Source organism: Flavobacterium sp. HSC-32F16, from assembly GCF_024171645.1.
GTDB lineage: Bacteria > Bacteroidota > Bacteroidia > Flavobacteriales > Flavobacteriaceae > Flavobacterium.
Genome location: NZ_JALKAC010000011.1, coordinates 149450 through 162620 on the forward strand (window position 1 = coordinate 149450; position 13171 = coordinate 162620).

12 protein-coding genes are annotated in these 13171 nt (G+C 34.0%); 10 read left to right on the forward strand and 2 right to left on the reverse strand.

Features of this window, described 5'->3' with window-relative positions:
- Nucleotides 1-222 precede the first annotated feature (222 nt).
- Entirely contained in the window at nt 223-1389 is a 1167-nt protein-coding gene (locus L1276_RS23115) for an MFS transporter (RefSeq protein ID WP_253791968.1), read from the reverse strand.
- Between the two features lie 103 nt (nt 1390-1492).
- Between L1276_RS23115 and L1276_RS23120 the strand changes: the two genes are divergently transcribed.
- From L1276_RS23120 to L1276_RS23150, 7 genes are all read left to right on the forward strand, one after another.
- A complete protein-coding gene (locus tag L1276_RS23120) occupies nt 1493-2326 on the forward strand; it encodes an AraC family transcriptional regulator (protein ID WP_253791970.1) in 834 nt (277 codons plus the stop codon).
- A 69-nt stretch (nt 2327-2395) separates the two neighbouring features.
- Nucleotides 2396-2770 carry a hypothetical protein gene (locus L1276_RS23125; protein ID WP_253791972.1) on the forward strand — a complete coding sequence of 125 codons (375 nt, stop codon included), beginning with the start codon at nt 2396-2398 and terminating at the stop codon, nt 2768-2770.
- 152 nt (nt 2771-2922) lie between these two features.
- Entirely contained in the window at nt 2923-3453 is a 531-nt protein-coding gene (locus L1276_RS23130) for a DUF3347 domain-containing protein (RefSeq protein WP_253791974.1), read from the forward strand.
- Nucleotides 3454-3455: 2 nt separating this feature from the next.
- Nucleotides 3456-4016: an AraC family transcriptional regulator gene (locus L1276_RS23135; protein ID WP_253791976.1), complete on the forward strand. Its 561-nt coding sequence runs from the start codon at nt 3456-3458 to the stop codon at nt 4014-4016.
- A gap of 313 nt (nt 4017-4329) precedes the next feature.
- Nucleotides 4330-6861, forward strand: coding sequence for a heavy metal translocating P-type ATPase (locus L1276_RS23140; RefSeq protein ID WP_253791978.1), 2532 nt, complete (start codon nt 4330-4332; stop codon nt 6859-6861).
- A 9-nt stretch (nt 6862-6870) separates the two neighbouring features.
- Nucleotides 6871-9108 carry a multicopper oxidase family protein gene (locus L1276_RS23145; protein WP_253791980.1) on the forward strand — a complete coding sequence of 746 codons (2238 nt, stop codon included), beginning with the start codon at nt 6871-6873 and terminating at the stop codon, nt 9106-9108.
- Nucleotides 9109-9377: 269 nt separating this feature from the next.
- Complete coding sequence (locus L1276_RS23150) at nt 9378-9536, forward strand: hypothetical protein (protein ID WP_253791982.1); 159 nt, start codon at nt 9378-9380, stop codon at nt 9534-9536.
- A 154-nt stretch (nt 9537-9690) separates the two neighbouring features.
- Here the strand turns inward: L1276_RS23150 and L1276_RS23155 are convergent, their stop codons facing one another.
- Nucleotides 9691-10143, reverse strand: coding sequence for a DUF4442 domain-containing protein (locus L1276_RS23155; protein ID WP_253791984.1), 453 nt, complete (start codon nt 10141-10143; stop codon nt 9691-9693).
- A gap of 255 nt (nt 10144-10398) precedes the next feature.
- On the opposite strand from L1276_RS23155, the gene L1276_RS23160 reads away from it, so the two are divergent.
- The 3 genes from L1276_RS23160 (at nt 10399) to L1276_RS23170 (ending at nt 13161) form a co-directional block, all read left to right on the forward strand.
- Complete coding sequence (locus L1276_RS23160; protein ID WP_253791986.1) at nt 10399-10857, forward strand: DUF4870 domain-containing protein; 459 nt, start codon at nt 10399-10401, stop codon at nt 10855-10857.
- 240 nt (nt 10858-11097) lie between these two features.
- On the forward strand, nt 11098-11430 hold the full coding sequence (locus tag L1276_RS23165; RefSeq protein WP_008464689.1) for a PadR family transcriptional regulator: 333 nt from the start codon (nt 11098-11100) through the stop codon (nt 11428-11430).
- Nucleotides 11431-11433: 3 nt separating this feature from the next.
- Nucleotides 11434-13161 (forward strand): PspC domain-containing protein, encoded by a 1728-nt coding sequence (locus L1276_RS23170; protein WP_253791988.1) that lies wholly within the window; start codon nt 11434-11436, stop codon nt 13159-13161.
- Nucleotides 13162-13171 lie beyond the last annotated feature (10 nt).

Consider the following 13171-nt stretch of genomic DNA (forward strand, 5'->3'; position numbering starts at 1 on the left):
AACATTTAAAAGTTACTTACGAAAACGATATCAATTTAGATATGCCTTATTTTTTAACAAGTTTTTATTCTAAAACAGATTTTTGAATATCTCAGCCTGCATTAGAAAAAACTGTATTTTGAATTCATTTAAAAACTTAAACAAACTCTAAAATAATTTTAGGCACAAAAAAACCCTTAGAAATAATCTAAGGGCTATTACAATATAATTAGTAAACTATTATTATGCTTTTTGAAGCTTTAAGCTGCTTTTATGCATTTTAATTAGAGTAAGAGTAATAAGCATTCCTATCACCGACATTCCTACACCAATAAGATTTGGTGATGCATAACTATATCCAGCAGTTAGAGGTAATCCGCCAAGAAAAGCACCCAAAGCGTTTCCGATATTAAAACTTCCCTGAAGCGAAGCAGAAGCAATCATCTCTGCTCCTTTCGCAGTTCGTATCATCAGCATTTGGATTGGCGCAATAACCGAGAAAGAAATAGCACCCGTTAAGAAAGTCAGAAACAAAGAGACATATTGATTTGATGAAAAGAAATAAACTAATATTAAATCAACAGACATTATAAACAGTAATGCTAATGTTGTTGGTGCCGGCGAATATTTATCTGCCAGTTTACCGCCGGCAAAATTTCCAACTACCATTCCAAGACCCGCCAGAATTAAAATATAAGAAACATCTCCTTCAGCAAATTTTGAAACATTAGTTAACAACGGTGCAATATAACTAATCCAGGCAAATAGACCTCCAAAACCAATTGCCGTGATTCCAATAATTAACCACGCTTCTGTTCTCTTGAAAAACTCTAGTTGTTTTCTCATATTTACACTTTCGCCTTTTTCTAAATTCGGCATCCATAATGAAACAAGCAAAAAGGTAAGCAGACCAACCGCCGCAATTAATACAAAAGTATAACGCCAGATAAAATTATGTCCAATATAAGTTCCAATAGGAACTCCAATTAAATTAGCAAGTGTAAGTCCCGAAAACATAATAGCAATTGCCTGTGCTTCTTTTCCTTTTTCGGCTAAACGGCTTGCTACTACAGCACCGACTCCAAAGAAAGCTCCATGCGGTAATCCTGATAAAAATCGGGAAGCGAATAGAAAGTTATACGTTGGCGCAATTATAGACAAAGCATTAAAAACTGTCAGCATTGCGGCTAAAATTAAAAGCATTTTTTTAGGCGGAAAATTTCTTCCCAGAATTACTAATAACGGAGCACCGATAACAACTCCAAGTGCATAAGCAGAAATTAAATATCCCGCAACCGGAATACTAACTTTCATATCTGAAGCAATATCAGGAAGCAGACCCATCATTACAAATTCGGTTATTCCGATAGTTAAACCCCCGAACGAGAGTGCAATAAGACTTTTTTTCATTTGATTTTAATAAGAAAGGGAAAGACTTTCTACAGTGCAAATTTAACACCGTTAAACTTTAAAAAAATTGTATATTTACAACATAAACTTGTAAATTTAGAATATGCCAAAATTAAATCAATTCAAAACACTGGTAATTGATGAGTTTGAAGAAGAGAAATTTCATCTTCCTCCGCATACACATACATATTACGAAATTATCTATATCAAAAAAGGAAGCGGTGTACATCATATAAACAATAACTTATTACATTATAAAGCAGGTGATTTATTTGTAATTTCTCCAGATGATGAGCATTATTTTGACATTAAAAAAAGTACCCGTTTTATTTTTATCAAGTTTACCGATAATTATTTTAATTCAAAACAAAACCTTACCTGTGATGAATTTCTAATTCACACACCGGAAAGCTTTATGCGTGACAAGATCTTAAAAGAAACGGTTTTAAAGTTTGGTGAACCCTGCAAAACCATCTTGAAAAATACAGTTGAAAATATTACAAAATATGATCAATATATTGATGTTACAAATTCGCCTATTGTTTTTTATCAGATTCTATCGATTTTTGGACTTATAAAAGAAACTATACGATGTATGAATCTGCAGATGACTTCAACTCATATAGATAATGAACAAATTGCCAATTATATTCACCAAAATATCTATCAGCCTAAACTAGTTCAGATTAAAGTTATCGCGAATCATTTTAATATTGCTGAAACCTATTTTAGTGCCTATTTTAAAAGAACATTTTCTATAAGTTACCGCGAATACATTCATAATTTGCGAACTACTTTAATCGAAAAACGAATTCACAATAACCAGCTTCCAATTAAACAGATTGCTTATGAATTTGGTTTTACAGATGAAAGTCATTTATCTAATTATTTCAAAAAAAGAAAAAAAATGAAGCCGACAGATTTCAAGAAAACATAGTTTTGAAATCTTAAATTAATAGCTGCTGTTAAAAAAAATCTATAAATTTGCATCTCTAAAGCATTTTCATTGACGAAAAAAATTCACATAGTATTCTTCATTCTAACAATTGGTCTCTCTTTGATGTCCAATTCAGGTTATGCATGCGGAAAATCTTCTGAGAAAATGTCTTGCGAAAAAAAAACAAACCCTTCTAATTCTTGTCAAAAAGACTGCTGCCAAAAAAGTCAGGATTCAAAAAAAGATCAACACGGCTGCAAGGGAAAATGCGATCATTCCAGCTGTACAACAACCGCTTTACAGTTTAGTTTGATTGCTATAAATGAGTTTGAATTCGAAAATAATCTCTTTAATTTCTCTACTGAGAAATCTATATCTTATTACAAAACCGCCAGTATTTCTGATGGCTTTACCTCTATTTGGTTAATCCCTAAAATAAAGTAATTCTACTTCTGACAGCCATAATTCCGTCGAGTTTAACCGCAAAGTTCGCGATGATTTACGCAACGTTCGCAAAGTTTTTTTTTTGCGATGGACAAACAAAAAATTAAATTTAATATGGGAATTTGAATTCCTCCTTAATAAAACTACCTAAAATGAAAAACTCAATATCAACTATAGCCGCAATAATCACATTATTATTTACTGCAAATTCTATTCAGGCAAATACAATAAAAACAACAGAAACAGGAACTGAAATCGCTGATTCAAGTCAGTTACAATCTGTCTATGATGCCTATTTTGTTGTAAAAGATGCATTAATTAAAAGCGATGCAAAATTAACTTCGGCGAAAGCCAAAGATTTATTAGACGCAATTACTGCCATAAAAATGGATAAATTAAAAACTGACGAACATACTGCCTGGATGAAAGTGGTAAAAAAATTAACTGCCGATGCCAAAAGTATTTCGACTACAACCGATTTAAAAAAACAACGTGAAACTTTTAAGTCACTTTCTAAAAATACGTATACCTTAATTAAAGTTTCAAAATCAGGCGAAGTTGTTTACAAAAAATATTGCCCAATGGCAGATGCTGACTGGTTAAGCAAAGAAAAAGCAGTTAAGAATCCGTATTACGGTTCTTCGATGTTAACTTGCGGAAACGTGGTAGAAACCATCAAATAAATATGACGCTCTACATCAAAAATATGGTGTGCGCCCGCTGTAAAATGGTCGTGAAGTCTGAGTTTGAAAAACTTGGACTTCAGACTATTTCTGTTGAATTAGGCGAAGTTGAACTGCAAGATGACCTCAACGATTCTCAAAAAGAAGTTTTACTTAAAAACCTGCAGACTTTAGGTTTTGATTTATTGGATGATAAAAAAACCAAAACCATCGAGAAAATAAAAAATTTAATTATCGATTTGGTCCATCATAAAAACAACGAACTCAAAATTAATTTATCTGATTATTTAGTGGAGAATCTCAATCAGGATTACAGCACATTGAGTAATCTTTTTTCAGAGATTGAAAATACTACAATTGAAAAATACTTTATCAGTCAGAAAATAGAAAAGGTAAAAGAATTGTTGATTTATAATGAACTTTCTTTAAGTGAAATCGCTGATCTTTTAAACTACAGCAATGTCGCACATTTGAGTAATCAGTTTAAGAAAATTACGGGTTTTACACCTACTTATTTCAAGCAGTTGAAAGATAAGAAACGTATTCAGATCGAGAATTTGTAATTTTTTTTTAACCGCAAAGGTTTACGCAAGGTTCGCAAAGACTTTTAGCCACAGATTAGAAGGATTAAAAAGATTTTAAAAATCTGTGTTAATTTTTTTAATCTGTGGCTATTTTTTTAAACCATAAATAAAGCTTTGCGAACTGTTTAATTTATTAATTAAACAAAAAACTTAGCGTGCTTTGCGTAAACCTTTGCGCTCTTTGCGGTTAAACAACTTTTAGTAAATATTACAAATCATTCTCAAAATTGTACAAACCGTTGTAGATCTTACTTCGGAAATTTGCATTGTAATACCTTAAAACGAAAAAACAATGACTCATCAATATATAATTTCCGGAATGTCATGCAACGGCTGTCGCAGTAAAGTCGAAAAAACACTAAATGAAGTTGGAGGAATTCACGCCGAAGTAACTTTAGACCCGCCATTGGCAACCATAACAATGGAAAAACATATTCCGACAGAAAAATTTCAGGAAGTTTTATCTGCTGCAGGGAAATATACTATTGAAATGGATTCTCCAAAAAAAAGCGAATCTCAAGGAAAATCATGTTGTTCAGGTCACAAAAAAGAACATCATTCAGCTCATCATCACAAAAAAGAAAAAACGGTAATTCCTCATAATGCAACGGGAGTTTTTTATTGCCCAATGCATTGCGAAGGTGATAAAACCTATAATAAACCAGGAGACTGTCCGGTTTGTGGAATGGATTTAGTGCCCCAAATAGCCATTGGAACACAATTTACCTGTCCAATGCATCCAGAAGTTATTTCTAATGAGGCCGGCGATTGTCCAATCTGTGGAATGGATTTAGTACCGATGCAGGCCTCTGAATCTGAAGAAAACAAAACTTATACCGACTTATTAAAGAAAATGAAGCTTGCGACATTGTTTACGCTTCCTATTTTCATTATTTCAATGTCGGAAATGATTCCTGATAATCCGCTTTTTAAAATCATGTCAATTGAAAAATGGAACTGGGTTCAGTTTCTATTTTCAATTCCGGTTTTGTTTTATGCCGGATGGATGTTTTTTACCCGCGCCTGGAAATCGATTATTACCTGGAATCTAAATATGTTTACCTTAATTGGTATTGGAACCAGCGTTGCATTTTTATTTAGCATTGCGGGAATGTTTTTTCCAGATCTTTTTCCGTCCGAATTCAAATCGCATCACGGAACCATTCATCTTTATTTTGAAGCAGCAACCGTCATTATAACTTTAGTTTTATTGGGACAATTATTAGAAGCCAAAGCGCACGGACAAACCAATGGCGCAATTAAAGCATTACTAAAATTAGCGCCAACCGAAGCCACTTTGGTAGAAAACGGAACTGACAGAACCATCTCAATTCACGATATTAAAAAAGGAAATTTACTACGAGTAAAACCGGGAGAAAAAATTCCGGTTGACGGAAAAATAACTTCTGGCGAAAGCAATATTGATGAAGCTATGATTACCGGAGAACCAATTCCGGTTGATAAAAAAACGGGCGATACTGTAATTTCGGGAACTATAAACGGGACAAAATCATTTGTTATGATTGCCGAAAAAGTAGGTTCAGAAACGTTGCTTTCGCAGATTATACAAATGGTAAATGATGCCAGCCGTTCGAGAGCGCCAATTCAAAAACTGGCAGACCGTGTTGCAAAATATTTTGTTCCAACGGTTGTTGGTATTGCTTTATTGACTTTTATTATCTGGGCAAAATTTGGCCCTGAACCTTCTTATATATATGGATTAATAAATGCGATTGCCGTTTTAATTATTGCCTGTCCTTGTGCTTTAGGATTGGCAACTCCAATGTCGGTTATGGTGGGCGTTGGAAAAGGTGCCCAGCATGGAATTTTAATCAAAAATGCCGAAGCACTCGAAAACATGAATAAAATTGATGTTTTAATTACCGATAAAACCGGAACGATAACAGAAGGAAAACCAACTGTCGAGAAAATTTATGCGATCGATAATAACGAGGATTTTCTATTGCAGAAAATTGCTTCGCTAAACCAATACAGCGAACATCCTTTGGCGCAAGCCGTTGTCAATTTTGCCAAAGACAAAAATCAGTCTTTACTTGAAGTTCCGGATTTTGAAGCCGCTGCCGGAAAAGGAGTTTTAGGAACCGTAAATAATTCAAAAATTGCATTAGGAAATAAAAAACTAATGGAACAGATTAATGCTTCGGTTTCTGATGATTTTGAAAGCAAAATTACAGCCGAACAAAATCTTGGAAAAACGGTTTCATACATTGCGGTAAACAATGTTATTTCGGGCTACGTAACCATAACAGATGCTATAAAAGTAAACAGTGCCAAAGCGATTAAAGATTTAATTGATCAGGGCGTTGAAGTGATCATGCTTACGGGAGATAATAAAAATACAGCCAAAGCGGTGGCCGATAAGCTTCATTTAAGTTCTTTTAAAGCCGATTGTCTTCCAGAAGATAAACTAAGAGAAATTGAACGTTTGCAGGCCGAAGGAAAAGTGGTGGCGATGGCCGGCGACGGAATCAACGATGCGCCTGCTCTAGCCAAAGCGGATATTGGAATTGCAATGGGAACGGGAACTGATGTTGCTATTGAAAGTGCCAAAATAACGCTTGTAAAAGGAGATTTAAATGGAATTGTAAAAGCTAAAAAACTGAGCTTTTCGGTGATGAAAAACATTAAGCAAAACCTGTTTTTTGCCTTTATCTACAATGTTTTGGGAGTTCCAATTGCAGCAGGGATTTTATATCCGGTATTCGGAATTTTGCTTTCGCCGATGTTAGCCGCGCTGGCGATGAGTTTAAGTTCGGTTTCGGTAATTGTGAATGCTTTGCGATTGCGAAATCTAAACCTTTAAAAAATCAATATGAAACTACATACTTTTTTAATTGTCTTTTTAATTGCTTTGGGTGCAAAAGCCCAAAAAGTAGTTCGTTACGATTTACACGTTCGGGATACAATTGTCAATTTTTCGGGAAAAGAAAAACGTGCGCTTACCGTAAACGGACAAATTCCGATGCCTATATTGACTTTTACAGAAGGTGATATTGCGGAGATTTATGTCCATAATGATTTAAAAAATGAAGATACTGCCTTGCATTGGCACGGATTATTTCTTCCGAATAAAGAAGACGGTGTTCCGTATTTAACGCAAATGCCTATTAAACCCGGAACAACACATAAATATAGTTTCCCGATTATTCAGAACGGAACATATTGGTATCACAGTCATTCGGGATTGCAGGAACAAATTGGTTTATACGGACTTTTCATTATCAATAAAAAGAAAGACGATTCGACTTTTAGAAAAGGCATTGACGATTTGCCAACCGTTCCGGTTATTTTAAGTGAATGGACGGATCTTAAACCGGAAAATGTGCAGCGAATGCTTCATAATGCCAACGATTGGTTTGCCATAAAAAAAGGCACAACACAAAGTTATTCCGAAGCAATCAAGAAAGGGCAATTCTCTACAAAAGTCACCAACGAATGGAAACGTATGAATGCCATGGACGTGAGTGATGTTTATTATGAAAAGTTTTTAATTAACGGAAAAAATGAAGATCAGCTTTCACAGTTTAAAGCCGGAGATAAAGTTCGATTGAGAATTGCAAACGGAGGCGCTTCGAGTTATTTCTGGCTGACGTATGGCGGAGGAAAAATAACGGTTGTAGCCAGTGATGGAAACGACGTTGAACCTGTAGAAGTCGACCGTTTGATTATTGCCGTTTCTGAAACTTATGATATTGTCGTTACGATTCCTGAAGATAAAAAATCCTTTGCTTTTTTGGCTACAGCCGAAGACAGAACCGGATCTGCTTCTTTATATTTAGGGGAAGGAACTAAACAATCTGTCAAACATCTTCCCAAATTAAAATATTTCGAAGGGATGAAAATGATGAACGATATGATGAAGATGAATGGCGAAATGAATGATATGGGCATGAATATGTCGCTTAACAAAATGGACATGAATGCCGTAATGTATCCTGAAATTTCCGGTGAAGAGGAATCAGCAAAAACAGAAGATCATTCGATGCATACTATGGAAGGCATGGAAATGGCAAATGATTCTACGGCAACTTCTGAAGTTGTAACACTGAATTACGGAATGCTCAAATCTCCAACTAAAACAACATTACCAAAAGATGCTCCGGTAAAAGAATTGCGTTTTACATTATCAGGAAATATGAACCGCTATGTTTGGAGTTTAGACAATAAAGTAGTTTCTGAAACGGATAAAATTTTAATTAAAAAAGGAGAAAACGTCAGGATTGTATTGTACAACGGATCGATGATGCGTCACCCAATGCATTTGCACGGACATGATTTTAGGATTTTAAACGAGCATGGCGATTATTCTCCGCTAAAAAACGTGATTGATATTATGCCTATGGAAACCGATACCATCGAATTTCAGGCAAATGCTGATGGCGACTGGTTTTTTCATTGTCACATTTTATATCATATGATGGCTGGAATGGGACGTATTTTTAGTTATGAAAATTCAGCTCCAAATCCGTTGATTCATCATCCTGAAATGGCTTACAAAATGCTAAAAATGGACGATCGTATGTTTCATTTTATGGCAGAAAATGATTTTGCTTCAAACGGAAACGATGGAGAAGCGATGTACAGCAACACGCGCTGGAGCATTGGAACGGAATGGAGATTAGGTTATAACGACAAACATGGTTATGAAACCGAAACGCATATTGGCCGATACATTGGAAAAAATCAATGGCTAATGCCTTTTATTGGTTTTGACTGGCGATACCGTAAAATGGGAATGGACGAACAGGAACAAAATCTTTTTGGGCAAAAGAATACCAAAGATAATCGTTCGGTTTTCAGCATCGGAGCAGAATATACGTTGCCAATGCTTGTAAAAGCGCAAGTTGAAATGTACACCGATGGAAATGTGAGAATTCAGTTTGAACGAAAAGACATTCCGCTTTCCAGACGTTTGCGAATGAATTTAATGTGGAATACGGATAAAGAATATATGGCGGGATTGAAATATGTGGCTGGTAGAAATTTTGGAATCACAACACATTATGACAGCGATATGGGAATTGGATTTGGGGTTAATTTGAATTATTAAAAAAGTATAGTCCCTACGGGACATTTCGGGATTGTGTTTTTTTTTACCAATATTAAACTCCTGGCTTAGTATTTACTAGATAAATATTTCGTAGAGATAAAATATTGATAAATAGAAATAGCCAGCATTTAAAATTGTCCCGTAGAGACTTTATAAGCATTAGCATATTAACTTATCGTTGACAATTTTCAAAGCTAAATCCTACTATATTTGAAACTACATCTTCAATCAAAAAAAGAAAAATACCTAACAATTAAATTATACAAAGAATGAAAAAATTATTTACTGTTTTAGCTATTACTTTATTTACAATTGGTCTGCAAGCGCAAGACACAAAGCCAGCTCCAAAAAAGGAAAAAGCTAAAAAAGAATCATGTTGTAAAAAAACAGATGACAAAAAAGACAAAAAATGCTGCGCTAAAAAATAATTGCAGCATATGTTAAATGCAAAAGGCTTCAAAATATTTGAAGCCTTTTTTATGTTTTTTCTTTTTGCCGTGAATTTCAAGAATTTCCACGAATTATTTTTTTAATTCAAACTCAAAAATTTGTGGAAATTCTTGAAATTCGCGGCAAAAAAACCTATTTCAATCTAACACTCCATTCAAAATCCATTTCAGAAACCTGCACACCTTCTTCGTTAGTTCCTATAGATTTCATCCAGAAAGTCTGTCCCTCGCCTGTTTCGATTGTATTCTTGACAGCATCGGCAATTAAGTGTCCATCGTTACAAACGAAAGTAATTCTGCCTGTTGCTTTTTTAGTGAAGTTTCCTTTATTATTGGCTACCAGCATTGAGATTTTTTTACCGCTTTGCTGAATCTGCGAAATAACCAAAGCACCGGTTGTTAATTCTGCTGCCATTGCCTGCACCGCGAAATACATCGAATTAAAGGGATTTTGATTAATCCAGCGGTGTTTTACGCTTACTATACATCTGTCATTGTCGATTGCTTTTACACGCACGCCGCAAAAGTATGCCGACGGCAATTTAAATAATACAAATTTGTTGAGTTTGGATACAGATATTGCCATGTGATATGTTTTTTTATGTAAAAATACAAAAAAACTATGCGTGCACAATAAATTGATAATACTTTCTGAAAGCACCAACAAAATCAATACTTACGAATGATTTTCAACTATTTAAACCTTGATATCCAATTTTAATTTTGTTAAAATTATGTTAATATTTGGTACTATGCAAAACAAGATACTGTCTTTTAGATATATATTTGCATAAGAAATTACTATATACTTTTAATCATGCAATCAACAACACCACTAATCATGGAAAAATCATCAGAAAAGAATACTTCGGCATTCACACATTTAAGCGTATTAAGTCAATATATTATACCGTTTGGGAATTATATTTTCCCAGTCATAATCTGGTCAAGCTACAAAGACAAATCAGAGTTTGTAGATCATCACGGAAAACAAGCTTTGAACTTTCAGTTAAGTTTATTGCTTTACACGTTAATCTTAGCTTTAATCGCAATCCCGGTTTTTGTTACGGTTTTTTTACAAAACCTTCCAATCGAAGCTGTTTTTAATGACAATGAAGATTTCTACATCAGAAATTTCAATTTTGAGGGAAACATTGGCCTTTTAAGTATTGGAGCTACGGCAGTAGTACTTTTTGGACTTTTAAAATTTGTTGAATTCTTTTTAGTGATTTATGCTTCGATAAAAGCTTCAAACGGAGAATTATACAAATATCCGCTAACGATTTCTTTTATAAAGTAATTAAGGTTTAGGAAGCACTTCGACTTCGCTCAGTGTGACAGTAACCTAAAAAGATTAAAAGTTCTTATAAAATACGGGAGTCCTAGCCCTGATAGAAGTGGAAATCCTTTTGTGCCGGGGTTCGGCACAAAAGATTGAAACGAATAGCAGGAAACAGCTCCAAAAAAAACAATCAATCATCAATCAATCATCATCAATCAAAAAACGAATTGTTCAATCTAAAAAAAACAAAATGAAATTATGAACATTGAAAACACAAAAGCACAGATGCGCAAAGGTGTTCTTGAGTTTTGCATCTTATCTGTTCTAAAAGAAAAAGACGCATATACATCTGAAATATTAGACACTTTAAAAAACGCAAAATTACTAGTTGTTGAGGGAACAGTTTATCCGCTTTTAACTAGATTGAAAAACGACGGTTTACTAAATTATCGATGGGAAGAATCGACATCCGGGCCGCCTAGAAAATACTATGGATTAACCGAAATAGGACAAACATTTTTAAACGAACTTAGCGGTACCTGGACAGAATTGTCTGACGCTGTAAATCTAATCACCAATCAAAATCAATAAGTCATGAACAAAACAGTAAATATTAACTTAGGCGGTATGTTTTTTCACATCGATGAAGATGCATATTTAAAATTGACACGCTATTTTGACGCTATAAAACGATCACTTAATAACTCATCTGGTCAGGATGAAATCATTAAAGATATCGAAATGCGTGTTTCTGAATTATTAACAGAAAAACAAAAAAGCGAGAAACATGTTGTTGGACTGAAAGATGTTGACGAAGTGATTGCAGTAATGGGACAGCCTGAAGATTACCGAATTGAAGACGAAGAAAGCACAAATCAGTCTTTTAACAGCGGCACAAGAAGACACAAAAAATTATATCGCGATAAAGAAAATGGTATGATTGGCGGTGTAGCAACTGGATTGGGACATTATTTTGGAATTGATGCTGTATGGATTAAAATCGTATTCTTAATATTTGTTTTTGCAGGTTTTGGAACTGGAATTTTAGCGTATTTCGTTCTTTGGATTGTAACGCCTGAAGCCATTACAACTTCTGAAAAACTAGAAATGACAGGTGAACCGGTTACGATTTCGAACATCGAAAAAAAAGTGCGTGAGGAAATTGATTCATTATCTGACAAGTTCAAAAATGCAGATTACGACAAAATGGGAAATCAGGTAAAGTCGGGAGCTGGGAGAATAAGTAGTTCATTTGGAGATTTTATCATGACGGTTTTTAAAATTTTTGCTAAGTTTTTAGGTGTTATCTTAATTATAGCGGGAATCTCGACTTTGATCATGTTATTAATTGGAGTTTTTACTTTGGGAACTAATATTTTTGTTGACTTTCCTTGGCAGAACTTTGTTGAAGCAGGAAATTTTACTGAATATCCAATCTGGTCATTTGGTTTATTAATGCTTTTCGCTGTTGGAATTCCGTTTTTCTTCTTGACACTTTTAGGATTTAAATTGTTATCTCCAAACTTAAAATCAATTGGAAACATTACAAAATATACGCTTTTAGCAGTTTGGATTATAGCAATTGCCATTTTAATCAGTATTGGAATTAAACAGGCAACTGAAATTTCACACGATAATAAAATAATCGAGAAGAAAGTTTTAAGTATCCAGCCAACTGACACCTTATTTGTAAAGTTCAAATACAGTGATTATTACGCAAAAAGCTTAAATCATTATAGAGACTTTGAGTTCGTTCAGGATTCTGCAAACAACGAGTTGATATATTCTAATGATGTACGCTTACACGTTTTACATACAGATGAGCCTGCTCCCTTTATTCAAATTGAAAAAAGCGCAAGAGGAAACTCTTTTACAAACGCTAAAAAAAGAGCAGAAAAAATTAATTACAAATTTGAAATTAACGGAAATCATTTAATTTTGGATAATTATTTTCTTACAGACATAAAAAATAAATTTAGAGGACAAGAAGTTGACATTTACCTGTATTTACCAGAAGGACAATTGCTTAAACCAGATGCTTCGGTTAAAGATTATTACAATTCTGATGATGATTTCTTTAACTTAAATTACGATGGTAATTACAATTATAAAGTTGAAGGTTCGAAAGTAAAATGTCTGGATTGTCCTGTAGACAACACTGACAATGATAATGAGAGCGATTCTGACGAAGTAAATACAATTGAAAATGATACTGTAAAAGAGGTTTCAATTAAAATTAATGGAAAAGAAGTTTTAAACGGTAAAAAAACCAAAGGCAGATTAACTACAGATAAAAATGGAGTTATAATTAAAATTAACTAATACCAAAAGC

Excerpts from the sequence above, each read along its gene's own strand:
- L1276_RS23165 (WP_008464689.1), top strand. The coding sequence starts at position 11,098 with ATGAACATTGAAAACACAAAAGCACAGATGCGCAAAGGTGTTCTTGAG.
- L1276_RS23140 (WP_253791978.1), top strand. The coding sequence starts at position 4,330 with ATGACTCATCAATATATAATTTCCGGAATGTCATGCAACGGCTGTCGC.
- L1276_RS23130 (WP_253791974.1), top strand. The coding sequence starts at position 2,923 with ATGAAAAACTCAATATCAACTATAGCCGCAATAATCACATTATTATTT.
- L1276_RS23150 (WP_253791982.1), top strand. The coding sequence starts at position 9,378 with ATGAAAAAATTATTTACTGTTTTAGCTATTACTTTATTTACAATTGGT.
- L1276_RS23155 (WP_253791984.1), bottom strand. The coding sequence starts at position 10,143 with ATGGCAATATCTGTATCCAAACTCAACAAATTTGTATTATTTAAATTG.
- L1276_RS23145 (WP_253791980.1), top strand. The coding sequence starts at position 6,871 with ATGAAACTACATACTTTTTTAATTGTCTTTTTAATTGCTTTGGGTGCA.
- L1276_RS23135 (WP_253791976.1), top strand. The coding sequence starts at position 3,456 with ATGACGCTCTACATCAAAAATATGGTGTGCGCCCGCTGTAAAATGGTC.
- L1276_RS23120 (WP_253791970.1), top strand. The coding sequence starts at position 1,493 with ATGCCAAAATTAAATCAATTCAAAACACTGGTAATTGATGAGTTTGAA.
- L1276_RS23115 (WP_253791968.1), bottom strand. The coding sequence starts at position 1,389 with ATGAAAAAAAGTCTTATTGCACTCTCGTTCGGGGGTTTAACTATCGGA.
- L1276_RS23160 (WP_253791986.1), top strand. The coding sequence starts at position 10,399 with ATGGAAAAATCATCAGAAAAGAATACTTCGGCATTCACACATTTAAGC.
- L1276_RS23170 (WP_253791988.1), top strand. The coding sequence starts at position 11,434 with ATGAACAAAACAGTAAATATTAACTTAGGCGGTATGTTTTTTCACATC.